The following is a 26193-nucleotide window of genomic DNA, read 5'->3' on the forward strand; positions in this document are numbered from 1 at the left end:
CATTCAGTTCCGAAGGTGGCTTTATTCATGATGTCGGCCGGCATGACAATCGGCAGCACACTTTCATGGAGTTCACGTCATGCCCAAGTCCATCGTTGCCGCGTTACAAATCGGTTCCTTGCCGGGGGGCAAGGGCGACACCCTGGAACAGATCCTCGGCTATGAGCGCGCGATCATCGAGTCCGGCGCCTGCCTGGTGGTGATGCCCGAAGCCCTGTTGGGTGGCTATCCCAAGGGCGAAACCTTCGGCACCCAGTTGGGTTATCGGCTGCCCGAGGGCCGTGAGGCCTTCGCCCGTTATCACGCCAATGCCATCGATGTCCCGGGCGCCGAGACCGACGCGCTGGCGCAGTTGTCCGCCCGCACCGGGGCGAGCCTGGTGCTCGGGGTCATCGAACGCGCGGGTTCTACCTTGTATTGCACGGTGTTGTTCTTCGAACCCCAGGGCGGGCTGGTGGCCAAACACCGCAAGCTGATGCCCACCGGTACCGAGCGGCTGATCTGGGGCAAGGGCGATGGTTCGACGTTGCCGGTGGTGGAAGGCAAGGCCGGGCAGATCGGTTCGGCGGTCTGTTGGGAAAACTATATGCCGCTGCTGCGCACCGCCATGTACGCCAAGGGCGTTGAGGTCTGGTGCGCGCCGACGGTGGATGAGCGGGAGATGTGGCAGGTGACGATGCGCCATATCGCCTGTGAAGGCCGCTGCTTTGTGATCAGCGCCTGCCAGGTCCAGCCCTCGCCGCAGGCACTGGGCGTGGAGGTGGTCAATTGGCCGGCGGAACGTCCGCTGATCAACGGTGGCAGCCTGATTGTCGGGCCCATGGGCGAGGTGCTGGCCGGGCCGTTGGTCGGCGAGGCCGGCCTGCTGACCGCGCAGATCGACACCGAGCAACTGGTCCGCGCCCGTTATGATTTTGACGTCACCGGCCACTATGCCCGCCCGGATGTGTTCGAGTTGCAGGTCGATGAGCGAGCCAAGCCAGGCGTGCGTTTTATCCAGGACTGATCAGCGCAACCGCTGCCACTCTTCGCGGGTGATTTCCCAGATATCACAGGGTAAACGCCCGCTGACGAAATCCCGTTCCTCGCTGTGCAGCAGGCGCATGCCCTCACGTTCCGAGACCCGCCGCGAGGCCAGGTTGGAGGCGGCCTTGGGCACGCGCATCCGTTCGCGGCCGAGGGTCTCGAACCAATACGCGGTGACGGCGGTACTGGCTTCGCCGATCAGGCCCTGGCCCTGCCATTGGGGAGCGAGCCAGAAGCCGCGGTTGTTGTCGGCTTCGTCCATCAGGCTGATGGCGCCGATCATCTGTTCCGGGGCCGCGCGCAGGCGGATCGACCAGTGCCATTCCACGCCGCGTTCGACAGCGGGCAGGGCGACGTCGCGCAGATAACTCAGGGCGCCATCTTCGGGATAAGGCCAGGGCACCCGGGCGTTGAGAAACCGCACCACTTCCCAGTGGGGAAACAGTTGCTGGATGGCGACGGCATCATCCTGTTGCAAGGGTCGTAGCAGTAGTCGTTCGGTACTGAGTTCGGGAGTGTTCATAAGGGTTTCGGCTTCCTTGTCGAGTGGGACATTACTTTGACATATTGGCTGGAAATTGCCGTTATATTGACGGTCCGCCACTATTACCTACACTTGAATATCACCTGCTACAGCATTTTTCGCAGTCCGTTAGTTTTTCTACGTTAAGGAGAAGACAAATGGCTCGCTCGAAAAACTGGTGGTGGGGTTTGCCGTTACTCGCTTTGCTGTGGTTGGCCGCTCTTTGGATAACAACGCCTGAAGTCGAACAGGATTTGCAGACCCGCGTGGGGAGTGCAACCGATAGCGCTCCCATTGTTGTCGCCGGACGTGACGTGACCCTGCCCAATGCAACATCACAAAACCGCAACGCGGCGGATCAGACGTATGGTGTCAGACAGGTTGTCGGTACCCTGGCCGACCAGCCGGTGAAACCGGCCGATAGTGAGATCGGCACTCCTCCCGAAGTTGTCCCCCCCGCGCCGGTGGCACCGACGCCGCCTGTTGTCGATGAGTCCCAGGCCAATCCACCGAGTTCGGCCGGCGTTATTGATGCCAAGGCCTGCGAGCAACAGTTCGATGCGGCCCTGAATCAATACAAAGTGCTGTTCGACACCGCCCAGGACATCTTGTCACCGGCTTCGCAAACGGCGCTGGATGCACTGGTGGCCACGGCCAAACAGTGTCCCGACGAGCAGTTTGAAGTCGATGGCTACACCGACAATACCGGCAACGCCGCCTTCAACCTGGGACTGTCCAAGCGCCGGGCCGACGCCGTGGTCAGTTATCTGGCCGAACATGGCGTGACCCGGGAACATCTGAAGGCTGCGGGATTTGGCGAGGCTGATCCGGTGGCGTCCAACGATACGCCGGAAGGCCAGGCACAAAATCGTCGGATAGAAATAAAGGTAACGGATGACAACGCCATGACCGCCCCGACTGACGCTAAATAACCAGGAGCAACCATCATGAGTTATTTACTTGAACAGTATTGGGGCTGGATGTTGGTGGCCGGGATTCTCGGTTTGCTGGTGGGCTGGATTGTCACTCAGACCGAACGTCATGTCCGTTGGGTCGCCGGTTGGTTGCATGGGGCGTTATGGCTCTTTGCTATCGGTCTGGTGGTCGCCGTGCTCAAGTTGTTACCGGGGCGCGCCGGCTTGTGGCTGGAAACGGCCTTGCTGCTGTTTGCCGCTTACCTGGTCGGTTGCTGGCTCAGCGCCTGGATTCGCTCGATGCTGGCGGCCGATGCCGCCATCAGCACCACGGGCTCGCAGCCTGGAACCCGGGCAGCGGCCACCGATGCCGCCGGGGTGGGCAGTCGTCCGCTGGTCATGGAGCAACCCACCGGCCCCCTCGATAACCTGAAGTTGATTTCCGGGGTAGGCCATAAAAATGAAGCCGTGCTGCACGAGCTGGGCATTTACCGGTTTTCCCAGATTGCCCAGTGGACGGAGCCGCAGGTGCACTGGATCGAGCATTACTTCAGCTTTCCGGGACGGGTCGAGCGCGAGGATTGGCGAGGTCAGGCGCGGATACTGGCGCAAGGTATCGAGACCGAGTTTGCCAAACGGGTGAGGCTGGGTGAAGTCGATACGTCTGAAGATTGAGGCCCCGATGCCCGGTCGCCCGGTGGTTAAGAACACCTGAGGGGCGAACGCGGTCTTGTGGTGAACGGGCAAGCCCGTTCGCTGCAAGACCGTTTTCGCTTCAAAATTCGGGTATCTGGCCTTGCTCTGCAATGCCAGCGCGCCGACTTCATCCAGGCCGCTGCGCTACTGACAATTTCTGACAGGGGGCTCTGCTAAGCTGCGGCCCTTGATCCGGCCAGAGGTCGTCCACCGTGTCCCGCACTTCGCGTTTACTCACCTTGCTCCAGGTATTGCGCGCCAAAAGCCGCCCGGCCACCGCCGCGGCCCTGGCCTGCGAGCTGGAGATTTCCGAGCGCACGGTCTATCGCGATATTGCCGAACTCACCGCCCTCGGTGCGCCGATCCAGGGCGAGGCGGGCGTCGGCTACGTCCTGCGCAGCGGTTTGTTCCTGCCACCGCTGATGCTCAATGCCGATGAAACCGAGGCCATCGTCCTCGGCCTGCAATATGTCGATCAACGGGGTGACGAGGTGCTGAGCAAGGCCGCTTCCGATGCCCTGGCCAAGATCGCCGCGGTGCTGGCGCCGGCCGCCCAGGAGGCCCTGCGCAATCCGACCCTGCTGCCGGGGCCGCGGGGTTATGGCTACCCGGACAATGCGGTGCCGTTGAATGTGTTTCGTCAGGCCATCCGTGACCAGGCCAAGTTGCACATCGACTACGCGGATGTGAACAGGGTGCCCAGCCAGCGACTGATCTGGCCCCTGGCCCTGGGCTTTATGAACGAGGCGCGGGTGGTAGTCGCCTGGTGTGAGTTGCGCCAGGCCTTCCGGACCTTTCGCACCGACCGCATCGCCACGGCCCGGGAGCAGGGCGAGCGTTATCCGGGCCGGCGCAGCGACCTGCTAAGGCAATGGCGCAAGCTGTTCGACCAGGACGAACACGAACGCTTCACTCCTGACAAGAACTGACGGAGCCCTGTTCTAGGATGGCTCCACCTTCTACCAGCAAGGAGCTGTGAACAGCATGACCACTCAAACTTCGGTGCTCGCCCCGGCCATCGAGGCCTATATCAGCGCTGCCAATGCCCGCGACAGTTCGGCGGTGGCGAGTTTCTTCGCCGAAGACGCGAACGTCTTCGATGAAGGCCATCATCGCGTCGGCACCCTCGCCATCGCCCAATGGATGGATGAGACGGCGCGTAAATACCAACCCCGGGTCGAAGTCCTCGACGTCGCGCAACGCACTGGCAAGGTGCTGGTCAAGCAGTTGGTCTCGGGGACTTTTCCCGGCGGCTCGGTGGAGCTGCGCTACGTGTTCCGGCTCAATGAGCAGGGCAAGATCGCGCGGTTGGATATTTCCCTCTAGGACAAGCTGGCATACTGCACGGCTTCCCGGTTGCGAGCCTGCCCGACGCCATGACTGCCGATTCTCCCCTGAGTGCCTACCGCGCTGCCGTCGAGCAGCGCGGCTTTCTCCACGACCAGGCCCAATGGCAGGCGGTGCAGGCCTTGCAGCGCTGCCACGAGGCGTTGCACCAGGGCCTGGTGCCCAAGGGCGTTTACCTCTGGGGGCCGGTCGGGCGCGGCAAGACCTGGCTGATGGATCAATTCCACCAGACCTTGCGCGTGCCGTCGCGGCGCCAGCATTTCCATCACTTCATGGGCTGGGTCCACCAGCGCTCGTTCCAGCTCAGCGGTATCGCCGACCCGCTGCGGGCCCTGGCCCGTGAGCTGGCCGGGGAGGTCCGCGTGCTGTGCTTCGATGAGCTGTTCGTCAGCGATATCGGCGACGCGATCATCCTCGGACGGCTGTTCCAGGTGATGTTCGACGAGGGCGTGGTGATCGTTGCCACCTCCAACCAGCCACCGCGACAGCTCTATGCCGATGGCTTCAATCGCGAGCGTTTCCTGCCGGCGATTGCCGCCATCGAGCAGCATATGGAGGTGGTGGATGTCGACGGCGGCGAGGACCACCGCCTGCATCCGGGGGCCGGTGTGCAGCGTTACTGGGTCGACCCCGAGGGGCAGTCGGCGGGGCTGGTCGAAGCGTTCAAGGTGCTGACTGCCGGGCAGCCGCTGTCCGCTGAACCGGTCGCCATGGGTTATCGGACCCTGGCGGTGGTGCGGGCCTCGCCGACAGTGCTCTGGTGCCGCTATGCCGAGCTGTGCGAGCAGCCCCTGGCGGCCATGGATTTCATGGCGCTGTGTGATCGTTACACGGCGATTTTCTTGAGTGAGGTGCCCAACCTCAGTGCCCGCCAGCGTCCCGGGCGGATCGCCCGCGGCACCGAGGACGCGGCGCGCCGCGTCGATGCCGGTGACCGTGAGTTGCCGCAGCTGTCGGTCCATGACGATAGCGTCCGGCGCTTTATCGCCCTGGTGGACGAGTGTTACGACCGCAAGGTGCCGCTGTACATCGCCGCCCAGGTGCCGTTGGAGGCGTTGTACACCGAAGGCTACCTGGCATTCCCGTTTCGCCGCACCCTCAGTCGTTTGCGCGAGATGCAGTTGCAGCGCTTCACCCCGGTATCAGCCTGCCCTGAATAAAAGCGCCGGCCGCCAAGGCCAGCAGGATCAGTAATAGCGCCGGCACCACCCGGCGGGCGAAGGCGCCGCCGCCACTGGACCAGGCCATGACACACTTGGACAGGGTATTGCTGGCGAGAATCGCCAGAATCGGCAAGCGTGCGTTCTCGGCCGATAGTTGGCCGGATTTGACCAACGCGGCCACCGACGCCGAAGTCGCATGGGCATCGGCCAGGCCGCCCAGTATCGACGCGGTAAACAATCCGGAGAGGCCAAATCGGGCCTGCATGGCGCTGGTCACGAGAAACAGGCTCGAGATGCCGGCGGCCACCATCAGCGTCAATTTGAGATTGAAGGCATGGCCGATATTGATCGGCGGGCTCGTGTCCGCGGGAGGGCGTTTCATCAGCCGCAGTGCGTAGGACGCGGCCACCGCGCTGCCCAGCATGAGCGGCAGGCTGAGCTGGACCAGGGTCGCAGGGCTGATGGCGCCGAGCACCAGGCCGAGGAGGATCAGCGTCGCCAGGTTCGACAGGATCGCGGCACTGGCGGCCTGTGGCAGCAGCCCGGGTTGCTGGCGGGCGCGGTTGCCCATGGCGGCGATGGTCGCGACGCTTGAGACGAAACCGGAGGCGAATCCGGCCAGGCTCAACCCGTTCCGGACGCCCAGGACCCGGATGGCGATATGCCCCAGGGCGCTGACCCCCATGATCAGCACTGTCAGCAGGCAGATCGAGCGGGGATTGATGGCCTGATAGGGACCGATAAAGGCGTCGGGCACCAGGGGCATGATTACCAGTGCGGCGGTGGCCAGGATCAGCCCATCCTTGACTTCGGTTTCGCTCAGCTGGTTCAGGGCAAACCGGTGCAGGCTTTGCCGGAAGTTCAGCAGCACGGTCAGAATCACCGCCAGGGCCACCGCCAGTACCGCCTCGCTGTTGCACAAGGCCCCGAGCAGCAGGACCAGCAGCAGTGCGACCCCGGTGGTCATGCCGGGGTTCTGGCTGCGCCGCTTGAAGTAGGCCACGCCGGCGAGCATGGCCAGGGCCACGGTCAGGGTACTGAGCAGCATGGGGCCGCCCAGCAGCAGGCCGACATAACCGAGCAGGGAGGTCAGGGCGAAGGTCCGCAGGCCGGCGAAGTGGCGGTTCGCTCCCTCGCCTTTCTTGCGCTCACGCTCGAACCCGACCAGCAGGCCCAGGCCCAGGGCCGAGGCCAGGTTGGTTGCGTGAGTGATGGTTTCCATGGTGCGCATCCCGCAGTGTTGTCTCAGGGTGAGGGCTGTCGGGCGTCGGGCATTTGATATGCATCAAGGCGGGTGAAGCCCAAGGGAGCCTTTGGTTAGGTCCCCGCTGGGGCGGCCTTGACGTATATCAAGCTGGCAGGGCCGGCGCGCCTCATCATGGGCGCAATGTCCCGATCCGCCGATAAAGGCGAGATTTGCCGGGTGGTCTGCAAGTCGTGCCACCCTGGGCCGGGAACCTGTTGCCCCAGAGGTGCGCCATGTCCGACTACCATCGTATTCTTTTGCTGGCTCCCGCCGAGATGAACCGCAGCCCCGCCTTCGAGCGGGCCACCGAGCTGGCCCTGTCCACCGGGGCCGCCTTGCATATCCTGGCCTTCGATTATGTGCCGACCCTTGATGTGGCCACGCTATTCGACCAGAAAGCCATGACCCAGGCCCGCGAGGGCTACCTGGACCTGCATCGTCGCTGGCTGCACCATGAGACGGATCGCCTGCGGGGCCGTGGCCTGGATGTGAGTTGCAATATTTTCTGGCGTCATCATCCGCTGCAACCGATCATCGAGTACGTCCGTGATCTGAATATCGACCTGCTGATCAAGGATGTCCACCTGGAATCGGGGCTCAAACGACTGTTCGCCACCCCGCTGGACTGGCAGTTGCTACGTGATTGTCCGGTCCCGGTACATCTGGTGGCGGGTTGCAGCCATCCATTGCCGCGTCATGTCCTGGTGGCGGTGGATCTGGGGAGGGAAAGGGCCGAGGAGTGCTTCAACGACACGCTGGTCCAGGCCGGGCAGGCGTTTGCCCGGCAATGCGCGGCGACGTTCAGCCTGGTGCATGTGCATGACAAGTCCCGGTCCTATGTCCACGAGATGGGCTGGGGCACCTTGCCGATGGCCGAGGGCCTGGAAATGGCCAGCCGTGCCGATGAGCAGCAGGGGTTCAAGGCCCTGGCGGAGCGCAACGGGGTCGGCAAGAACCAGCGGCATTTCCTCACGGGATCGGTTATCGACACCCTCGGCCAGTTCGTCGAGCACAACGGGGTGGATGTGATGGTGATGGGCACCCGCCATTCCCACGGCCTGGACGGCATCCTCGGCAGCACGGCGGAAAATATCCTCTATCGCAGCACTTGCAGCCTGCTGACCCTGAGCCCGGAACGTCTTGTCTGAAGGGGGATCTGGCGCGGGCCGCGAACAACGGGCCGCGCCATGGTGGAGCGGGAGGCTTTACAGCGACAGCCGATGAATGACCTGGGTCGCATCGTCGGGGTCGCGTTCGCGGCTGAAGTGCAGGGTGTCGGCCAGTTGGCGCATGTGCACGTTGGAGGCGCTGTCGATGGAATACATCCGGGTGAAATGATTGCGCCGCGCGGCTTCGATCAGGTGTTTCATCAGGACCGTGCCCAGGCCGCGATGTTGCCAGTCGTCGGCAACGGTAATGGCGCACTCGCATTCATTCTCGGCACCCGAGGCGGCATAGCGGCTGATCCCCACTTCACGCAGTTGGCCATTGTCATGGACAAGAGCTACGTAGGCGACGCGGTTGTGGGTGTCGACATTCATCAACTGGTTCATCAGGACGGGGCTGGGATCGACGATTTCACCGAGAAAACGCTGGTGACGGGATTCCGGGGACAGTCGCTGGATAAAGGCCTTTTCCCGCTCACGGTCCTCGACACGCAAGGGCCGGATCAGGACGTGGGTACCGTCCTGCAGGCTTTCGATCCAGTGTTCGCCTGTCACCGAGGAAAAGTCGGGCAGGTTCAGGATGGGGCTATTGAGGTCGGGCATGATCAGAACTCCTCGAACAGGTACGGTCGTGGGCCGGTATCGGTGTTCTGTTTCTACGCCATGGCGGGTGCCCGCGCTTGATTCAAGTCAAACACGGGCACAACTGCCTGGTTACAACGGGTTGCCGTGGTGGCCGCAGCCGGCGATCAGCGCCTTCAGCCCCCCCACATCAAGTATTTTCACCTCCCGTGCGTGGACCTCCAGCAGGTTCAATTCCCGCAACCGGGCGATGCCGCGGCTGATGGTTTCCAGGCGCAGGCCCAGGTAGGAGCCGATTTCTTCGCGGCGCATTCTGAGGATGAAAGTGAAGGGCGAGTAGCCGCGCAGGGCCAGGCGTTGCGAGAGATTGAGGAAAAACGCCGCCAGGCGCTCATCCGAGTTCATATTGCCCATCATCAGCAGCAAACTGTGGTCCCTGACGATTTCCCGGCTCATCAGTTTGTTCAGGTTGTGCTGCAGGGAGGGCAGGTCCCGGGACAAGCGTTCCAGCTGGGAGAAGTGGATCGGGCAGACTTCGCTGTCCTCCAGGGCCACGGCATTGCAGGCGTGGCGGTCTTCGCTGATGGCATCCATGCCGAGCATTTCCCCGGTCATTTGAAAGCCGGTGACCTGCTCGCGGCCATCCTCCGAGGTCAGGGTGGTCTTGAAAAAGCCCAGGCGTACCGCGTACAGGGCGTGCAGCGGATCGCCCTGGCGGTAGAGCGTGTTGCCTTTCTTGATCTTCACGCGTTGCACGATCAGGTCATCCAGGCGCTTGACCTCGGTATCGTTCAAGCCCAGGGGCAGGCACAGTTCCAGCACGCTGCAATTGGCACACGCTGATTTCAGGCCCGAAGGCCTGAGTTTGAGTGCTTCCTGATTGTTCACGGGAGTTCCTCTGCATTAGTAGGGAGAGGGCATCCAATTCGGGAAGAAACACCGATAAAACAGGGGCCGTCGGACGATCCTAGCAGGTGTAGCGGGTTGTTTGAGATAAATCAAGCGGTCGTTTTAACAGCAGGGTGAAGCTAAAGGGTCGATTGTCCATTGTTCCTCCTTGGAGCCCCCGTCATGAGCGACTATCAACGTATTCTGCTGATTACCGATACCCACTGCCAGGCGACCCCCGCCCTGCATCGCGCGGCCACCCTGGCACGCGCCAGCAAGGCGGCTGTGCACCTGGTGCTCTTCGACTTTGTCGAGTCCATCGCGGCGATGACCCTGTTCAATCACGGCGCCGGCACCCTGGCCCGGGAAGGTTACCTGGACAAAAAGCGTGAAAAACTCGCCGAACTGTCCCACAGCCTCACCAACCAGGGCCTGGAGGTGAGCTACGACGTGGTCTGGTCGCAACACCCCCATGCGGCCATTCGCGACTACGTCAAGGACATCGAGGTCGACCTGGTGGTCAAGGACCTGCAGGTCGAGTCGCAGCTCAAATGCGCGTTGCTCGGTCCCACCGACTGGCACCTGGTGCGCCAGTGCAGCAAGCCGGTGATGCTGGTCCGGCACGATGCGCCGCCACGGCCGAAGAATTTCGTCGCGGCGGTGGCCCTGGAGAATGTCGGCGACGGCGAGACGACTCGCGACGATCAGGTGATTCACCTGGCCAGCGAACTGGCGATGATCTGCGACGCGGACCTGGAACTGCTGCACGCCTGCGATATTCTCGCCGGTTATGAGCTGATGCAGGAGTACCCGTGGGATTCGGATGCCGCGGCGGCCCTGCAGAAATTGCGTAGCCAGGCTTTCGACGACTTGGCCAGGGCGCATCAGGTACCCGGCCGCCGCCGCCATTTCCTGCTGGGGCAGGCGATCCAGCGGGTGGAGGAGTTTGTGCGCGAACGCGAGGTGGACACCCTGGTCATCGGTCGCTCCCAGGCCGATGCCTTTCCCTGGCTGGGCAGCTTTGCCGAGTCGCTGCTGTCGCAGCCACCCTGTTCCGTGCTGACCCTCGGTACCGACTCGATCTGAGCGTTCAATCCGGTGCCCGCCGACCGGAGCGATCCGACCGGCGGGCACTATTGTTCACGGGGTGATCGCGATTTTCATCACACCGTCGCGCTGGTGGGCGAACAGCTCGTAGGCCGCCTCGATATCGTCCAGTTTGAAGCGGTGGGTGACCAGCGGCTTGAGGTCGACGCTGCCGGCGGCCACCACGTCCATAAGCCGGCGCATGCGTTCCTTGCCGCCGGGGCAGAGGGTGGTGATGATCTGCTTGTCCCCCAGCCCGGCATTGAAGGCATCCAGCGGAATCCGCAGGTCGGAGGAGTAGACCCCCAGGCTTGAGAGGCAGCCGCCCGGGCGCAGGACCCGCAGGGCGGATTCGAACGTGGTCTGGGTGCCCAGGGCCTCGATGGCGGCGTCGACGCCCCGGCCCCGGGTCAGGGCCATGATCTGCTCGACCGGATCGCCCTGGGTGAAGTCGACGATATGGGTTGCGCCCAGGCGGCGGGCCATGTCCTGGCGGGCCTTGATCGAGTCGACGCCGATGATGGTGCTCGCGCCCTTGAGCTTGGCCCCGGCCACGGCGCACAGGCCGATGGGGCCGAGGGCGAAGACCACCACGCTGTCGCCGATCTGGATCCCGGCCCGTTCGGCGCCGCTGAAACCGGTGGACATGATGTCCGGACACATCAGCACTTCTTCGTCGCTCAGGCCATCCGGCACCGGGCTGAGGTTGGCCATGGCGTCGGGGACCCGCACGTACTCGGCCTGGCAGCCATCGATCAGGTTGCCGAACTTCCAGCCGCCGGTGGCCTTGAATCCGTGGGCGGTGTCCGGACCATCCTGGGACGAGCAACCGCACAGGCAGGCGTAGCTGTGACCGCTGGGGGTGATGGCGCCGGCGATGACCCGCTGGCCCTCGTGGAAACCACTGACCGCCGAGCCGAGCTTCTCGATGATGCCCACCGGTTCATGGCCGATGATCAGCCCCGGCGCCACCGGGTATTCGCCCTTGAGGATATGCACGTCGGTGCCGCAGATCGTGGTGGTGGTGATACGGATCAGCGCATCCAGGGGGCCGATGGACGGGACCGGCTTGTCCTGTAGCACGATCCGGTTTTTTTCGACAAATACCGCCGCTTTCATCATCGCCATGATTTCACTCTCCATGAGCAGGATCGGATTGAAACAGCATGCTGCGACAACCCGCTTGCGGCGGTTTGATACAGATCAAGCCGGGCTTGCCGGCGGGTGGCGATCATTGGTGAGCACGCGGGCAAACCATCGGCACTTGATGTAAATCAAGGGCCTGCCGGGCGGGCACCGCAGAATCGGAGATGACCGATTCTCTTCGGGTGACCCCCTTCAATACTTGTCTCGTGAAGTCGTCGCCCGCTACCCGGTGCGCTCGACAGGGCGTGCCCTGGAGGTGTCCCTTGTCTTCACGTCCACGTTTGCTCCTGGTTGCTCCGTCCGAAATGACCCACAGCCCGGCCTTTGACCGCGCCCTGGCGCTGGCCAAGGCCATGAACGCCACGCTGACCCTGGTGGCCTTCGTCTATCTCGATGGGTTGCAGCAGCTCGATCTGCTTGACGCCGACCGGCAGGCGGAGATTCGCGAGGCCTATCTGCAGCACTATCGCCAATGGCTGGAACAGGAGGCCGAGGCCATGCGCGGCGAGGGGATCGAGGTGACGACCGAGGTCAAGTGGGACCAGCCGTCGCTGAGTGCCTTGTCCGGTTACGTGCGTTCGCAGCATCCGGATCTGCTGATCAAGGATGCCCATCAGGAATCGGCCCTCAAGCGGATTTTCTTCACCCCACTGGACTGGCGTTTGCTGTGTGACAGCCGGGCGCCGATCCACCTGGTCACCGCCCAGGGCATGCCCATACCGCGCAAGGTACTGGCCTGCGTCGATGTGTTGCGCGATGACGTCGCGACGCGGGAACTCAACGACCGGATCATCGACCAGGCCGCCCGCTTCGCCACGCACTGCAAGTGCCCGCTGCACCTGCTCGGGGTCTATGACTGGACGGCCCTGTATCTCGCCGATATCGGCATCGGCAAGGTGCCCGTTTCGGTCAGCCCCAGCTATGACGAGCGCAAGGCCAAATTCCTGCACCTGGCCGACAAACATGCCCTGCACAAGGACAACCGGCATTTCATTGTCGGCACGCCGGGAAAGGCCATCGTCGAGTTTGTCGGCCAGGACGTCTTTGATGTGCTGGTCATTGGTACCGTGACCCACCGCTCGCTCAACAAGCTGTTGGGCAGCACCACCGAAAGCCTGTTGTATCAACCCCCCTGCAGCCTGCTGGTGATCAAGCCTGTCGAACTGCCGGATTTCGCCCAGTAAATCGATGAACAGCGAGCGGCTGTCCGGCGCTCCGAACGTCCTGCCCCATGGAGGTGTGTCATGAGTCAATACCAGCGCCTGCTGCTGATCACCGATCAGCACCTGCCCCATTCCCCGGCCGCCAAGCGTGCCGCCGCGCTGGCGGCGGCCAGCGGCGCGGCCTTGCACATCACCGCGCTGGTCCAGCCACCGCCGCGTATCCACCTGATCGAATCGGGCATGGATGAACAGGCCCGCGCGGCGTACACGGATAAATACCGGGTCTGGCTGGAGGGGGCGACCGAAAGTTTGCGCGGTAGTGGCCTGCAACTGACCACCGAAGCGCTGTGGACCACCCAGCCCTTGCGCGACATCCTGGTTCACGCCCGCGAGATCAAACCCGACCTGCTGATCAAGGACGTCTACCTGGAGCCGCTGCTCAGGCGGGTCTTTACCACCCCGCTGGATTGGCAGCTGTTGCAGGAAAGTCCGGTGCCGGTGCACCTGGTCAACCAGATCGCCTCGGCATTGCCCCGGCGGGTAGTGGCGGCTGTCGACACCTCCACGGGGGACGAGGGCATCACCGAGTTCAACCGCAAGATCATCCGTGAGGCCGAAGCCCTGGCGCTGCAATGTGACGCCGAACTGCACTTGTTGTATGCCTACGACTTGTCGCCGGCGCTTATGGCCGACCCCAGCGTTACCGTGGTCTGGGTCGATGAGCTGCGTGCCGCGCTGCTGGAGCCGTTCACCCGGTTGGCGGACGACTATGGCGTGCCGGCCGAGCGCCGGCATTTCCTGATGGGCATGCCGGTGGGGGTGATCACCGACTACGTGCAGGCCAATGGGGTCGACGTGGTGGTGATGGGGGCGGTCCAGCCCAAGGGCCTGGGCAAGCTGATCGGCGATACCACCGAGCGGACCCTGCTGATTCCCGAATGCAGTGTACTGACGGTCAGGCCTGACTGAACCCGGGGTTAACTGAAAAGCCCCTTGCCGGTGACCGGCAAGGGGCTTTTTCATAACGTCGGGGCCGAGCGTGTCAGAGGCTCAGCAGACCCTGCCAGAGCATCCAGGCGGCGACCGCCGCCGCCAGCCAGATCAGCACCAGCAGGCCCTTGGCGAAACCGTTGAGCGGTTTGCGCCCCGGGGTCAGCAGGTAGATCAGCGAGCCGGGGGCGTAGAGCAGGGCACTGAGCAGCAGGTACTTGGGACCGGCCGCGTACAACAGCCAGAAGCAGTAGACGCTGGCCACCAGGGAAATCGCCAGGTCGCGGCCGCTGAGGCTGTCGCGCCCGGCCTGGCCACGGTCCAGCCAGCTGACCTTGAGCGCATAGAGGCCGCTGAACAGATAGGGCAGCAGGATCATCGAGGTGGCCAGGGAGATCAGTGCCAGGTAGGTGGCATTGGCATACAACGTGAGGATCAGGAACAGCTGAATGCAACCGTTGGTGACCCACAGTGCATTGGCCGGTACGCCCTGGCCGTTTTCCTTGGACAGGACCTTTGGCATCACACTGGCCTTGGCCGGGCTGAACAGCGACTCGGCCGAGAGCAGGGTCCAGGCCAGCAGGGCGCCGCCCACGGAAACCATCAAGCCGAGGCTGATCATCATGCCGCCCCAGGGGCCGGCGATGGCTTGCAGCACACCGGCGGTGGAGGGGTTTTTCATGGCCGCCAGTTCGGGCTGGCCGAGGATGCCCAGCGACAGCAGCGAGACCGAAATCAGCAACAACAAGGTAATGGCAAAACCAATGATGGTGGCCCGGCCGACGTTGACCCGTTCCGCCGCCCGGGCGGAATAGACATTGGCGCCTTCGATACCGATAAAGACCCAGACGGTGACGAGCATGGTGCTCTTGACCTGGTCGAGAATCGAGCCCAGGGCCGGTGCTCCCCAGAAACCGGCAACGAAGGTGTCGGGATGAAAGGCGAGCGCGGCGCAGCCGACAAACACCAGGATCGGCACGATCTTGGCGATGGTGGTGATGGCATTGGCCCGCGCCGCGGTGCGTATGCCACGCAGGATCATGAAGTGCATCGCCCAGAGCAGCAGCGAGGCGGCAATGATCGCCACCTTGTTGTTACCGTCGCCGAAGGCCGGGAAAAAATAGCTGGCGGCGGCGAACAGGATGACCAGGTAGCCGACGTTGCCGATCCAGGCGCTGATCCAGTAGCCCCAGGCCGAGTTGAAGCCGACGAAGTCGCCGCCCAGGGCCTTGGCGTAGGCGAAGACGCCGTTGTCCAGTTCCGGCTTGCGGTTGGACAGCATCTGGTAGACCAGGGCCAGGGACAGCATGCCGATCCCGGTGACCAGCCAGCCGATCAGGATCGCGCCGGCACCGGCACCGGCGGCCATGTTCTGCGGCAGGCTGTAGGCGCCGCTACCGATGATGGAGCCCACTACCAGGGCGATCAACAGGCTCAGGGACAGGCGCGCCGATTGTGCCAGCGTCGCCGGTTTCAATGAGGGTGTGGTCGTGCCGGGGGATGAGCTCTGTTGCAAGGGCGTTGCCATGATGACACCTCCAGGATCGGGACGGGACGTTCGGGTGCACCGATCAGAAAAGGCGATACGGTCTGAACGCATGGGGTGAATGTCTGCGCATGGGGCCTTGGGGCTGTTGATTTTTATCAAGACTTGAATGGATAGGCGTTCTGGTCTCCTACAGTAGAGGTCGACGCATGAATTTTCTTCCTTTCCCCGCGTCGGGCATGGTTACAATCGGGGCTCCTGACACGCAAGAACTCCCTTTAATGGTTTCGCCGAGGACTGACATGGACGTTGCAGACATACTGGTATTGCAAGCGAGTTACACCAACCCGGTACACGCCGAGGCGATTGGACTGGTGCTCAATCACTATGCCGAAGACCCGATGGGCGGCGGCCAGAGCCTCGCACCGGATGTGCTGCAACAGCTGCCCGGCGAACTGGCCAAGCGGCCCCACGCCTTCAGCGTACTGGCCTTTGTCGGCGGCGAGCCAGCCGGGCTGGTGAACTGCTTCGAAGGCTTTTCCACCTTTGCCTGCCGGCCCCTGGTGAACGTGCATGATGTCTCGGTGGTGAGCAAGTTTCGCGGCCTTGGGCTGAGCCAGAAGATGCTGCAGAAGGTCGAGGACATCGCCCGTCAGCGCGGCTGCTGCAAGATCACCCTGGAGGTGCTGGAAGGCAACGGCGTGGCCCAGGCCTCCTACAAGAAATTCGGTTTCAGTGGGGCGCAGCTCGATCCGGAACACGGCCAGATGCTGTTCTGGAACAAGTCCCTCTAGTCCCGTTGCACCACCCATGGCCCTCTGCCGGAGAGGGCCTATCCATCTACCGCACACGATGCCTGCCGGGAGGTTTGAATCCTCCTGGAGTCGTGGCCGGCAAACCGATGCACCCGGTAACGACTCGTTCCTATCATTCGAACGAGGACGTCAACCATGTCAACGCAGTCGCCGGTTCCGGACAGTCAACCGATGGATCCGACTTCGGTCGCCAAGGCACTTTTCGCCGATCGCCCCAGTTTGCTCTCGGTCGCGACACCGCTGGTTCAGGCGGTGTTGGACGAGCACTATGGCGAATTCGAACTGTCGGCCGAGCGGGTACGCCTCGCCGTGCCCTATTGGGTCTTGGCCCAGGGTATCGATGGTGCCCCGGCAGGGCATAACTATTACAGCCTCAGCGAGGTCATGGTCGAGCGCTTCGCCCTTCGGGTTCCGGTCTGGGGGGCTTCCAGGAGCCCGCGCCTGGAAACCCATAACCTGCTCTGGCGCGAGCAGCCACCGGCCGCGCAGAAACCCCTGGCGATCGATCTCGACGGGCTGCTCAAGCGCCTGGACCAGGCGGCGCGATCACGGTTGCTGGAGAGTCTGAAACAGCAACTGATCGAGCGTTGGAATCAATCGCCGGAGGGGCATGGACCGAGCCGTTGGGCGCGGCTGGCGGCGGCGATCGGACGCTTGCTCGTTCCGGGCCAGACGCCCGGCCGCACAGGACTTGCGGACCTGAGTCGCCTGCCGTTCTACATGGGTTACTCGCCTGGCGATGCGCAGGGCGAAAGCCCGATCCTGGATATTCGCGCCTTCGAGACCCGGGTCTTCAGCGTGGATGCCCAGGGCCGACGCTACCCGGAGCTGTTTCCGGTGATCGACTTCCTGCGCTATGAAGAAAATCTACAGCCATTGCCCTATCCGCTCTATTTCCATCCGGGAGAGGGCGGCTTGCGCCAGGGCAAGATGGACAGTGCCGAGCTGGTCGCGATGCTGATCGGCAGCCGGACCGCCGGGCGCAATCTGGAAATAAGGGAGTCGCTTGTCTGGCGCTGGAATGAACCGGCCGAAGTCATCGGCGACAGCCTGGCAAAAGGCTTGCTCGAATATCAATTGCAGGCGCTGAGCGCGACGCCGCCGGGCGACTGGGAGGCCAGGGCGCATCTTCAGCGTTGGGTGGACGATATTACCGATCCGGGCAAGTGGTTCGCCGTGCCCGCGAGGACCCAGGATGCCAGTCGTTTCCAGGTGCTCAGGCAGGAGCGCTGCGGCCCGGCGGCCCTGGGGCTGACCAGCGAATCGCTGCCCGACTGGCTACTGGGGGCCTCGCTTGCCGATCGTTCAAGCTACAGCGCTTTGCTGCGGGAACTGGCACGTCAGCAGTGTGAGTCTGGAGGCCGGCATTTCCTCGAAGATATTGGCACCCTCAATGAATTCGCCGCGCGGCGATTGCAGGCGCTGATGCTCCAGGACTATCCCGGGACCCGTGTCATCGACCCGAATGCAATCAAGCTCACTATCGACAAACTCGACTATAGCGCTACCCAGACCCTTGACCCGCAACAGGCACAGGTCACGGTGCCGGTCGATATGACGCTGGTGGAACTGGCGCTGGCCAACCTGGGGGGCATGCGCCATACCGGTATGCGGATTCGCATCGAGGTGCGCGGGTTGCCGGAGCCCGTCCCGCAGTGGATGACTGCGGATTACCTGCGCGGCCTGGTGACCCGCGCCGACATCGGCCAGGCCTACCCGGACCTGCTCAAGGAGCATTTGATCACTGATGTCGCCGAGGCCCGGCGGCGCGAGGCATTGTTCGTTGCGCAGTGGCGGGTGCGTTTGCCGCTCCAGGCCCTGGAGTTGAAGATCAAGGGGGCGTCGGGTTTCAGCCTCGACGGCTTTCGTTACGTGCAGGCGCTGGTCCAACCGGCGGGTCCGGGGCGCTTTGTCGATACCGTGGAAATCGTCCTGCGGCCCCTGGCGTTCAAGGCCAGGGACGACTGGCAGGCTGACGAGGTGCAGGCGATGTTCCTGATCGGTCCACGGGATATGAGCCGCGGCCCGTTGATCCTGTACCGCCCGTTGTTCCTGCAACAACCGCTGCGCCAATTCGAAACCCGCCAGGCGTTGCTCGCCGCGATCCGCCAGCCCGGCGATCTGCAGCGCAGCGTCTTGACCTGGATGAGCGAAACGGCACGTCAGCGTTATGACCATGGGGGCTTCGACGCAGCGCATATCGAGCAGTTCCTCGGCGGCGACGAGTTCGCGCCGGCACTGTCCAGGCCCGTCCCCGCAACGCTCGCCGAGGGCACTGTCGAAGGTGACTACCTGCCGGCGATCTTCGCCGCCATGGTCAAGGCCCAGGTCGAGCAGGCCGACCGGCAGTCGGTGTCCAATGCCGAGCAGCGCTGGGCGGACTGGAAGGAGGGCGCCTGGCGGGTGCTGCTGGGCATCACCCAACTACCGTTTGCCGGCCTGCTGCCTTATGTCGGGCGTCTGGTGGAGGTGCTCGGCTGGCTGGTGGTCCTGAAGATCGGTCACGACGATCTACGGGCACTGGACAGCGACAATCGGGCGGAACAGTCGGCGGGAGCGGCGGACCTGTTGTTCAATCTCGCGGCCTTGCTGCTGCACTATCGCGCCGCTTCCGCCCCGGGTGAAACCGAGGCACCGCCGTTGCCCAGGCCTGCGCCGCCGCGCGCGGAAGCGTTGCCCGCGCCGACCATCGCGCGGGCGCCCGACTTGCCCCGAGTCGAATTGAGTGCGTGGTCGATGTCGGGCTGGCCAATCCCCGATTCGTTGATGAGGCGGGTCCGCGCCTATCGTCTGCGTGCGTTTGACAAGCCGGCATCGGCCTTGACCGAACTGGGTCGCGTGGCGGACTCGGGGCCGGCTCGGGGATTGGTCCATATCGAGGATGCCGGCAAGGGCAAATGGTGCGCCTTGATCCAGGGTGATCTTTACGAGGTGGCCTGGGAGGCCGACGAAGAGGGCATCAGAGTCGTCGACGAGCACGGCAATGCCGGACCCTGGGTGCGCAGCGACGAGCAGGGGCGCTGGAGCCTGGATATGCGTTTACGCGGTGGCAGTCCGCCCAAGCGGGCCCAGGCCGGTGGAGGGCAAAACCTCGTCGAGGCGCGCGAGACACTGATAGCTCTCAACCAGCAGACCAAGGATAGCGAGCCGTCGATCAGCAGCAGTGTCAAGCGCTGGAGGCTGGCGACCGAGGGCGAGACGGCCAAGCGGGTCACCTACGAACGTCGAACCGCACTGCTTGGCGAGATGACTGCCTTGCTGGAGGAAAATCTGCAGAACTACCGCCAACAACTGGACCTGAGCAAAAAATTGATGGCCGATACCCGGCTGATCAAGGCCGTGCGGCCCTTTCAGATCAATGCGCTGGACAACGGGGTGATGGGACTGCAGACCTTGCTCCATGCCCAGCAAACCTGGTTGTTGGAACGACTGGGTATGCCCTATTCGAGGGCTTCCCAACTGCCTGAAGCAGAGCAGTTAGCACCGGCTTTGGTCCAGGCCGAGTGGGAGCGTGATGCCACGGCCACTGATAAGGCGGTCGACTGGGCCCTTTGGCAGAAGGACTGGCTCGATCAACTGAGACAGATACGCGACGGCCGGGAAAACTATCAGCGGCTGATTAAAACGGTCGGCTGGGGCTCCATCGAGGTGGAAGTCCGCGCCTGGAAGATTGCGCAGTTGAAGAACCGTTTTGCCCTGGGCGAGCTGACGCCCGAGCATCTCGGGCAGGAAATGTTTGAGGACATCTGGGATCAGATCCATCGCTCGTATGTGTCCTATTACTCCTCTCTCGATGCCCTTGATGAGGTCAAATTGTTGACCGGCGAGCGTATCGAGCTGCTGGAGTCGGTTGTCGAGCAATCCGGTGATCTACAGGAAAAGCTCGAGTTCTATCTGGCGACGCTGGTCAGTCGTCGCCTGCCCACGGAAAAGCTCGACCAGGTGCTCGCGGCACTGAAGGCACTTGGGCAGGATACCCGGGAAGATCTGCGCCTGTTGCTGGGCCAGGATGATTGGGAACTGCCGCCGATGCCTGTTGCTGGCCCATCGGCCAAGAAGACCACGAGAAAAGTCATCCGTACGCGCCACCGGCAGCTTTTGTCCGGTGAGGTCCAGGCACCGGCATCGGCAGATGGCGAAGAGACCGTGCAGGTCAGCGATGTCTATGGGCAGGTGATCGAGACCTACCGGAAAAATACCGCCGATGGGCTCTGGGAAGCGGTCGTCGCCCCGGACAAACCGGCCAGGCCGGCGGTGATCAGGCCCGAGGTCGGACTGGAAAAACGGGTGTCCAACGCGCGCCAGTTGCTCAACGACGAAGCGTCGGCGATCGATCGGGTCATGCGCCAGGCCGTGCGTTCCAATGCGCCCAGGGCGCAGGAGGACATCCTGCGCTTGCAGGCCGAGGCGATGGAGCACCAGGCCACGGAGATCGACAAGCTCCTCGGCGTGGCGCAAACGCCGCCGCGCAATCCGGAGCGGGTCAGGAATGCCCAGGCGGTGGCGCAGCAACTGCGTGACGCGGCACCGAGACTGCGGGCTTCCGGGCAGTACGCACGGATCCTCGCGATCAAGGCCAACCCACCGGAAATGCCGCGTATCGACTACCTGTTGGGGCTGGGCGAAGTGAGCATCCGCAAGGAAGGCGAGCGGATCCCGCTCGGCAAGAATGATTTCCTGCAGGAGTATGCGTTGCTCGACAAGGACGGCAAGCCGCTGTGGTACGCGCACTTTCATTACCCGAGCCTGTCGGCACTCGACTCGGCCTTCGGTGCCGCCCACTTGAAAACCCTCGAGCAGCGCAAGCTCGGCGGCAAGTACCAGTCGCTGGAGCAGGAAAAGGCCTTCAAGAAGATCCAGACGGGGAAGGGTGGCAGTGCCAACGTGGCGTTGCAGATCTATCGCAGCCGGATCGACCTGGCGGCGGCGCAACAGTATTTTTTCCCGGTGCCCGCGAACCCGATTGATTGAACCGCGTGACGCGGTATAGCCCGCTACCGCGCGAGGGCTGACAGGTTCCTGTTAGCTGGCCGCTTTCCCATGTCAAGGATTGCGGCCTCATGATCTCCCTGCCGACCTCGCTGGAGACTTCACTTCAACACTACCGAAACACCGCCCGCACGCTTTTCGCCGCTCGACCGACACTGTCGTCGGTGGTGGACTCGCTGGTGCAGGCGGCGCTGGACCAACAGGCTCCCGACCTCAGGGTTCAGGGGCAACGGATCCAGGCTGAAACCCTCTGGCTCGGAGAGCGGCAGCCGGCCTCCCGCTATCGATACAGCGGCTTGTCCGAAGTCCTGTTGCGGCGCTTCAGCGAAGGCTGGAGCCCGCGTTATGACGCTCCCGATTCGATACTGGTGAGCCGGGCACCCGGCTCGCCGGTCGAGGTTGCGGTCACGACGGTGGACCTGAAACGGTTGGGTGCGGCGCTCAATCAGTGGGGCGATGCCCTGCTCGAAGTGTTCAAGGCACAGCTTATTGCGTTCTGGAATGAACCGGTGCCCGGCTGGGCGGGCAAGGTCCCGGGCTCGGACGCCTGGGTGCCTGGTTGGGATCGGCACGCGCCGGAGATTCCCAGCCGTTGCGCGGCCCTCTCGAACCTGCTGTTCGTTTCGATGTACGGCGCCGGCAGCATGCCCAATAGCCTGGCGCTCCAGGCCAGCCAGAGGTTGCCCAAGGCGTTGGTCAGCGAAGACCAGTCAACCCGCGACAGCCTGCTGGGCAAGAATGCCCTGGCGGCTTATCTGTTGCATGCCAAGGGTCGGCGGCAACGGCTTGGCGTCACGCCCGTCGCGGTGGTTTTCGCCCGCCAGCTGTCAGCCTCGGACTTTGCCTATTTCCTGCTCCGCCCGGGTCATGATGTACAGCGCTTGCAGCCAGTCGATGAGCTCTGGACGCTATTGCGTGGTCAGGTGCCGGACCCCGGGAAGGTCGACCTGATCCTCTCGCAGCTGAATGTCTTCGACAACCTGGCCGGGGCCTTGCTGGAAAACCAGTTGCGCGCGCTGGAGCGTTTGCCGCGCGGCGTTACGCAGGGAGCGGGCGAGTCCTGGTCGGCGCGCGTCGAGCGCATCACCGATCCGGGAGACTGGTTTGCTACGCCCGCACCTGCGCCGCTCACCCCTCTGCAACGGCGGGTGCGCGAGGCGGCGCCGCTGTGGCTGCTGAACGCCGCAGAGGCGGACCGGCGCGGTTATGCCGGGCTGTTATCGACCTTGGTCGCGGCACTGGGCAAGTCATCGTCCCACAGTATTTTCGACGAGGTGGCTTCGCTGTCGCGCTTTAGCCGACAGGCGCTGAGGGCGGCCATGGCGCGGCGGCATCCGCGGATGCCGGAGATCCGCATGCAGGACATCCTCCTGACGCTGGAGAAGTACCGGCGCAAGCCGCTGTTGCCGGACGTGCTGGGTGAGTTCGAGGAAGTCCAGTTGACGCTGCCCGAACTGGCGCTGGAAAACCTCGATGATTTTCGTTTCGGCGCGACGCGGATGCGTGTCCGGCTCGCCGCTGATGTGCCGCTGCCGGACTGGATGACGGCCGACTATCTACTGGAACTGATCGCCGAGGTGGATATCGGTGCCGGCTACCCGGCCTACCTGCGGCAGCGGCTGTTGGACGATACGCGGTATGCGGTGTTCCGCCAGCAACGCTTTTTCCACCAGATCCAGGCCCAACTGCCCCTGGCGGCATTGGAACTCAAGCTCCGTGGCGAACAGGGGATGACCGAAATGGGCTATCGGCTGGTCAGGGCGATGTTGGCGTTCGACGCCCGTGATCGCCAGGTCGACGGCCTGCCGATCGTGCTCCGGCCGCTGGCCTTTCTGGCCAGTCCTGGGGCGAGCCCGGACAAGGCTGCGGGCATGTTTCTTATCGAGCCCCGGGATACCCGCCGGGGCCCGCATCTGCTTTACCGTCCGCTGTTCGACCCGCCCCTGGGCGAGTATGTCAGCCGGCCGGCGCTGCTGGAGGCAGTCGGGCAATCGGGAGCCTTGCAGGACAGTATGCTGGCCTGGCTCCCCGCCAATCGACGTGCGGTGTATGCCAACGGCGGTTTCCGCCAGCCCCATCTCGGCTCGGTCCTGCCGGGTGATGAAGCCGCGCCGTTACCGGCACCGGCGGCACCGGCAACCCTGGGCGGCGAGGAAGTCGCCGAGGACTATGTCCACCATCTGTTTCATGCCTGCATCAACGCGGTGATCCGCCAGGCCGATATGCAGTTGTGGTCGAATGCGGAAAAACGTTGGGCGCGCTTGAAGGACAGCGGATGGCAGCTGTTCAGCTCGATGCTGATGTTTGCCAGCGGCCCGTTGACCCAGGCCAGCTGGTTGATCCTGCTCTACCGGGGGATTCGCCAGGACCTGCCGGGGTTGCAGGGCGACGACGAGGATGCCCGGGCCCAGGGCTGGGCCGATATGCTGAGCAACCTGGCGGCGGTTCTGTTGCATGAGGTGACGGCGGATGAGCGCGAGCCGTTGCCGGAGTCGTTTACCACCCCGGAGTCGGCGGATCAGCGCGAGCCCTTGGCGATCGAGGGGGAGGTGTTGCTTGAGCGGATCACAGTGCCTCCGACTTCCGACGATTCGCCACCACTGCCTTTCGACTTGTCCTGGTCGAATCCGCGCCAGGCCCTGTCGATGGCCTCGCGCAAAGCCCTGGAGAAGTTCAGTGTCAGGGTCTTCGACACGCCGCCGCGACTCGATAGCCTTGGTTCGGTTTCCGCAAGCGGTCCGAACAAGGGACTGGTGCATCTCGGGGGGGCCGGGGACACGGGCTGGCACGCGCTGATCGAGAATGCCCTGTATCAGGTCGCGTGGAGTGATGACGGGCCCCGTGTGGTCGATGCTTCGGGCGTTCCGGGGCCGTTTCTGGAGCGCGATGAGCAAGGTCGCTGGCGCTTCGATCTGCGTCTGCGCCTGCGCGGTGGCAGCGGCCGCGAAACCGTGCAGGCGCGCCTGCAGCGCAAGCTGCGCGACCGGGCGAGCGCGCTGCACGAGCAAATGACCCAGGCTTCGGCGCGCATCGGCACCCTGTTGAACGAGGCCGAAATACTGCGCAAGCGTCTTGAGACCATGAGCGAGGGCAAGACCGCGAAGAACTTCAGCGACCGACAGCGCAGTGACAAACGTCGCGAATACCTGGGCAAACTGGAGGGCTTGCAGGTGGCCCTCGAAGAAAAGATCCGCCTTATCAAGGCGTTCAATGACAATCGCCAGGTGGTGCCCAAATCGGCGACGCTGGTGGCCGCCTTGGCCGACAGCGTGCGCAATTGCCGGACATTGTTGAACCTGTCCCTGGCGGTGGGCCGCGAAGGCAGCCTGAGTGCCCGGGAGATCAACGAGATGATCGCCGCCGACTCGGATGCCCGTTATGCCCAGGTCGTCGCCAATCTGAAGAACAATGTCGAGATCACCGACAAGCAGATCTTCTGGAGCTCACGGGAATATGCCGCGCTCGATGAGTTGCGGGCGCTTCCCGAACCGGGGCCGGCGCAAGCCGCCGCACTGGAGCAGGCGCTGGTGCAACCGTTCACCCCGTTGGACTGGCAGGCGGTGCAACTGCCGACCCTGCTGGCCTTGACCCTGGACGAACTGCCTTTGCAGATCACCTTGCAAATGGACGATCAGATTTTCGCGGCCATCAAGCACAGCGCCGAGCAAACCCGGTACGTGACCAACACCATCAATCGCCTGAGTGCCGAAGATCCGCGCCAGGACCGTATCGATGCCTTGCTGACGGCCGTCAATCGCTACGATGAGACCCACGACTTGCTGAATTATTTGCAAGGCCTGATGCCGCAACAGCGCCTGCTCGAATACGCCACGCGCCTGTCGGGGCTGCTGGCGCAGTTGCGTGAAGGGGCGCTGAACAGACTGTTCGAATTATGGGAGGAGACCGCGCCGGCCGAACCCGATCCCAGGCCCGCTCCGGTGGCTGGCGGCACGCGCAAGAAGTTTATCCGCACCCGCAACCGTGAAGTGTTTGTCGGCCGGGTACGCGAGCGTACGCCCGAACAGGAGGATGAGATCGTCGAGATCACCGATCCCAACGGCGCACTGGTGTCGGCCTTCAAGGAGAACAAGGAGGATGCCCAGGACACCTTCTGGGAGGAAGTGAAAGCCGAGCCGGCACCGCCGATCCCGCGCAAGGTCGGACTGTCCCGGCTGGTGACCCAGGGTCAGGTCGAGCGCGAGGGTGTCGAGGCCTTGATTCGCCAGGTGATGGCGTTGACCGGAACCTCCAAGGACCCCCGCGACCTGCAAGGTATCCTGGAGCTGAAGGCGCAGAAACTGAACGCCTTGGCGGACGATATCCAACAGGCCCTCACTGAGAGCGGCGGGACATCGGCGCCCATGAAAACCGCTCGAACGCTCAAGGACAGCTTGCGCCACGAAGCCGCCCGGCTGATCGCCGAAGGGCGTCAGGCGCGTATCACCGCGATCAAGCGCAATCCCCCGCGGTTGGCGCGTCTGCAGTATCTGAAAGAGCAGGACCAGGTGGATATTCACCGCGCCGGCGGGCGACAGGCGCAGGAACAGGGCGGTTTCCTGCAAGAGTATGTGGTCAGCCACAAGGATGGCCGTCCCCTGTGGTACGCGCATTTCCATTACCCGGCAGCCACCACGGCGGATGCCGGGTTTGTCAGCGCGCATCTCAAGACCCTTGCGCAACGGCGCCTAGGCAGCAAGGCCCAGGCCACGGCCCGGCACCGGGCGGCGGCGAGGATCGAGGCCGGGCAGGGCGGCCGGGCGCAGTTGACGCTGGATATCCACCGGGGCCAGATCCTCGACAAGCGTGTGGCCCAGGCGCTGTTTTTCAATACTGGCGAAGTGGATAGAGCCGCTTGAAAACAGGCCGCTTGGCGTCTGCAATCAGTGTCCCGACCGATATCGAGACAGACATCCGCCTGCCGCTGGGCTAAGGTGTGTCAGAGCTTTTTCATCGATATCGGGAGTACC

General features: G+C 63.6%; 19 protein-coding genes. 13 read left to right on the forward strand and 6 right to left on the reverse strand.

The window, feature by feature from the left end:
• Window positions 1–79 precede the first annotated feature (79 nt).
• A complete protein-coding gene (locus tag M5C56_RS20625) occupies window positions 80–1006 on the forward strand; it encodes a carbon-nitrogen hydrolase family protein (RefSeq protein ID WP_103494819.1) in 927 nt (308 codons plus the stop codon).
• Here the strand turns inward: M5C56_RS20625 and M5C56_RS20630 are convergent, their stop codons facing one another.
• Window positions 1007–1549, reverse strand: coding sequence for a GNAT family N-acetyltransferase (locus M5C56_RS20630; RefSeq protein ID WP_103494818.1), 543 nt, complete (start codon window positions 1547–1549; stop codon window positions 1007–1009).
• A gap of 158 nt (window positions 1550–1707) precedes the next feature.
• Here M5C56_RS20630 and M5C56_RS20635 point away from each other — a divergent pair, with 158 nt between their 5' ends.
• The 5 genes from M5C56_RS20635 (at window position 1708) to zapE (ending at window position 5666) form a co-directional block, all read left to right on the forward strand.
• Window positions 1708–2481 (forward strand): OmpA family protein, encoded by a 774-nt coding sequence (locus M5C56_RS20635; protein ID WP_103494817.1) that lies wholly within the window; start codon window positions 1708–1710, stop codon window positions 2479–2481.
• 15 nt (window positions 2482–2496) lie between these two features.
• The gene (locus M5C56_RS20640) at window positions 2497–3138 is read left to right on the forward strand and encodes a hypothetical protein (protein ID WP_103494816.1); all 642 of its coding nucleotides are present in this window, start codon (window positions 2497–2499) and stop codon (window positions 3136–3138) included.
• Between the two features lie 233 nt (window positions 3139–3371).
• Window positions 3372–4088 carry a YafY family protein gene (locus M5C56_RS20645; protein WP_103494815.1) on the forward strand — a complete coding sequence of 239 codons (717 nt, stop codon included), beginning with the start codon at window positions 3372–3374 and terminating at the stop codon, window positions 4086–4088.
• A 55-nt stretch (window positions 4089–4143) separates the two neighbouring features.
• A complete protein-coding gene (locus M5C56_RS20650; protein WP_040069438.1) occupies window positions 4144–4485 on the forward strand; it encodes a nuclear transport factor 2 family protein in 342 nt (113 codons plus the stop codon).
• 50 nt (window positions 4486–4535) lie between these two features.
• Window positions 4536–5666, forward strand: coding sequence for a cell division protein ZapE (zapE, locus tag M5C56_RS20655; protein ID WP_103494814.1), 1131 nt, complete (start codon window positions 4536–4538; stop codon window positions 5664–5666).
• On the opposite strand, the gene M5C56_RS20660 is transcribed toward zapE, so the two are convergent.
• Window positions 5638–6891 (reverse strand): DUF4010 domain-containing protein, encoded by a 1254-nt coding sequence (locus tag M5C56_RS20660; RefSeq protein WP_103494825.1) that lies wholly within the window; start codon window positions 6889–6891, stop codon window positions 5638–5640. The genes zapE and M5C56_RS20660 overlap by 29 nt on opposite strands.
• Before the next feature lie 257 nt (window positions 6892–7148).
• On the opposite strand from M5C56_RS20660, the gene M5C56_RS20665 reads away from it, so the two are divergent.
• Window positions 7149–8063, forward strand: a complete 915-nt coding sequence (locus M5C56_RS20665) for a universal stress protein (protein ID WP_103494813.1) — start codon at window positions 7149–7151, stop codon at window positions 8061–8063.
• Between the two features lie 57 nt (window positions 8064–8120).
• On the opposite strand, the gene M5C56_RS20670 is transcribed toward M5C56_RS20665, so the two are convergent.
• Together M5C56_RS20670 and fnr are read right to left on the reverse strand one after the other, a co-directional pair.
• Complete coding sequence (locus M5C56_RS20670; RefSeq protein WP_103494812.1) at window positions 8121–8684, reverse strand: GNAT family N-acetyltransferase; 564 nt, start codon at window positions 8682–8684, stop codon at window positions 8121–8123.
• A 111-nt stretch (window positions 8685–8795) separates the two neighbouring features.
• Entirely contained in the window at window positions 8796–9551 is a 756-nt protein-coding gene (gene fnr, locus M5C56_RS20675; RefSeq protein ID WP_103494811.1) for a fumarate/nitrate reduction transcriptional regulator Fnr, read from the reverse strand.
• Window positions 9552–9734: 183 nt separating this feature from the next.
• On the opposite strand from fnr, the gene M5C56_RS20680 reads away from it, so the two are divergent.
• Complete coding sequence (locus tag M5C56_RS20680; RefSeq protein WP_103494810.1) at window positions 9735–10637, forward strand: universal stress protein; 903 nt, start codon at window positions 9735–9737, stop codon at window positions 10635–10637.
• A 54-nt stretch (window positions 10638–10691) separates the two neighbouring features.
• On the opposite strand, the gene M5C56_RS20685 is transcribed toward M5C56_RS20680, so the two are convergent.
• Window positions 10692–11765 (reverse strand): NAD(P)-dependent alcohol dehydrogenase, encoded by a 1074-nt coding sequence (locus M5C56_RS20685; RefSeq protein ID WP_103494809.1) that lies wholly within the window; start codon window positions 11763–11765, stop codon window positions 10692–10694.
• A 281-nt stretch (window positions 11766–12046) separates the two neighbouring features.
• On the opposite strand from M5C56_RS20685, the gene M5C56_RS20690 reads away from it, so the two are divergent.
• Window positions 12047–12967 carry a universal stress protein gene (locus M5C56_RS20690; protein ID WP_247263282.1) on the forward strand — a complete coding sequence of 307 codons (921 nt, stop codon included), beginning with the start codon at window positions 12047–12049 and terminating at the stop codon, window positions 12965–12967.
• Between the two features lie 60 nt (window positions 12968–13027).
• A complete protein-coding gene (locus M5C56_RS20695) occupies window positions 13028–13915 on the forward strand; it encodes a universal stress protein (RefSeq protein WP_103494807.1) in 888 nt (295 codons plus the stop codon).
• A 73-nt stretch (window positions 13916–13988) separates the two neighbouring features.
• Here the strand turns inward: M5C56_RS20695 and M5C56_RS20700 are convergent, their stop codons facing one another.
• Window positions 13989–15398: a basic amino acid/polyamine antiporter gene (locus M5C56_RS20700; protein WP_247263298.1), complete on the reverse strand. Its 1410-nt coding sequence runs from the start codon at window positions 15396–15398 to the stop codon at window positions 13989–13991.
• A gap of 326 nt (window positions 15399–15724) precedes the next feature.
• On the opposite strand from M5C56_RS20700, the gene M5C56_RS20705 reads away from it, so the two are divergent.
• The 3 genes from M5C56_RS20705 (at window position 15725) to M5C56_RS20715 (ending at window position 26082) form a co-directional block, all read left to right on the forward strand.
• Window positions 15725–16216: a GNAT family N-acetyltransferase gene (locus tag M5C56_RS20705; RefSeq protein WP_103494805.1), complete on the forward strand. Its 492-nt coding sequence runs from the start codon at window positions 15725–15727 to the stop codon at window positions 16214–16216.
• A 156-nt stretch (window positions 16217–16372) separates the two neighbouring features.
• Window positions 16373–21208 carry a hypothetical protein gene (locus M5C56_RS20710; RefSeq protein WP_247263281.1) on the forward strand — a complete coding sequence of 1612 codons (4836 nt, stop codon included), beginning with the start codon at window positions 16373–16375 and terminating at the stop codon, window positions 21206–21208.
• A gap of 89 nt (window positions 21209–21297) precedes the next feature.
• The gene (locus tag M5C56_RS20715) at window positions 21298–26082 is read left to right on the forward strand and encodes a hypothetical protein (RefSeq protein WP_103494803.1); all 4785 of its coding nucleotides are present in this window, start codon (window positions 21298–21300) and stop codon (window positions 26080–26082) included.
• Window positions 26083–26193: the final 111 nt, after the last annotated feature.

This window comes from Pseudomonas sp. MWU13-2862, from assembly GCF_023242495.1.
GTDB lineage: Bacteria > Pseudomonadota > Gammaproteobacteria > Pseudomonadales > Pseudomonadaceae > Aquipseudomonas > Aquipseudomonas gingeri_D.

Coding starts and splice junctions, on each gene's coding strand:
- M5C56_RS20625 (WP_103494819.1), top strand. CDS start 80: ATGCCCAAGTCCATCGTTGCCGCGTTACAAATCGGTTCCTTGCCGGGG.
- M5C56_RS20630 (WP_103494818.1), bottom strand. CDS start 1,549: ATGAACACTCCCGAACTCAGTACCGAACGACTACTGCTACGACCCTTG.
- M5C56_RS20635 (WP_103494817.1), top strand. CDS start 1,708: ATGGCTCGCTCGAAAAACTGGTGGTGGGGTTTGCCGTTACTCGCTTTG.
- M5C56_RS20640 (WP_103494816.1), top strand. CDS start 2,497: ATGAGTTATTTACTTGAACAGTATTGGGGCTGGATGTTGGTGGCCGGG.
- M5C56_RS20650 (WP_040069438.1), top strand. CDS start 4,144: ATGACCACTCAAACTTCGGTGCTCGCCCCGGCCATCGAGGCCTATATC.
- zapE (WP_103494814.1), top strand. CDS start 4,536: ATGACTGCCGATTCTCCCCTGAGTGCCTACCGCGCTGCCGTCGAGCAG.
- M5C56_RS20660 (WP_103494825.1), bottom strand. CDS start 6,891: ATGGAAACCATCACTCACGCAACCAACCTGGCCTCGGCCCTGGGCCTG.
- M5C56_RS20665 (WP_103494813.1), top strand. CDS start 7,149: ATGTCCGACTACCATCGTATTCTTTTGCTGGCTCCCGCCGAGATGAAC.
- M5C56_RS20670 (WP_103494812.1), bottom strand. CDS start 8,684: ATGCCCGACCTCAATAGCCCCATCCTGAACCTGCCCGACTTTTCCTCG.
- M5C56_RS20680 (WP_103494810.1), top strand. CDS start 9,735: ATGAGCGACTATCAACGTATTCTGCTGATTACCGATACCCACTGCCAG.
- M5C56_RS20685 (WP_103494809.1), bottom strand. CDS start 11,765: ATGGCGATGATGAAAGCGGCGGTATTTGTCGAAAAAAACCGGATCGTG.
- M5C56_RS20695 (WP_103494807.1), top strand. CDS start 13,028: ATGAGTCAATACCAGCGCCTGCTGCTGATCACCGATCAGCACCTGCCC.
- M5C56_RS20705 (WP_103494805.1), top strand. CDS start 15,725: ATGGACGTTGCAGACATACTGGTATTGCAAGCGAGTTACACCAACCCG.
- M5C56_RS20710 (WP_247263281.1), top strand. CDS start 16,373: ATGTCAACGCAGTCGCCGGTTCCGGACAGTCAACCGATGGATCCGACT.
- M5C56_RS20715 (WP_103494803.1), top strand. CDS start 21,298: ATGATCTCCCTGCCGACCTCGCTGGAGACTTCACTTCAACACTACCGA.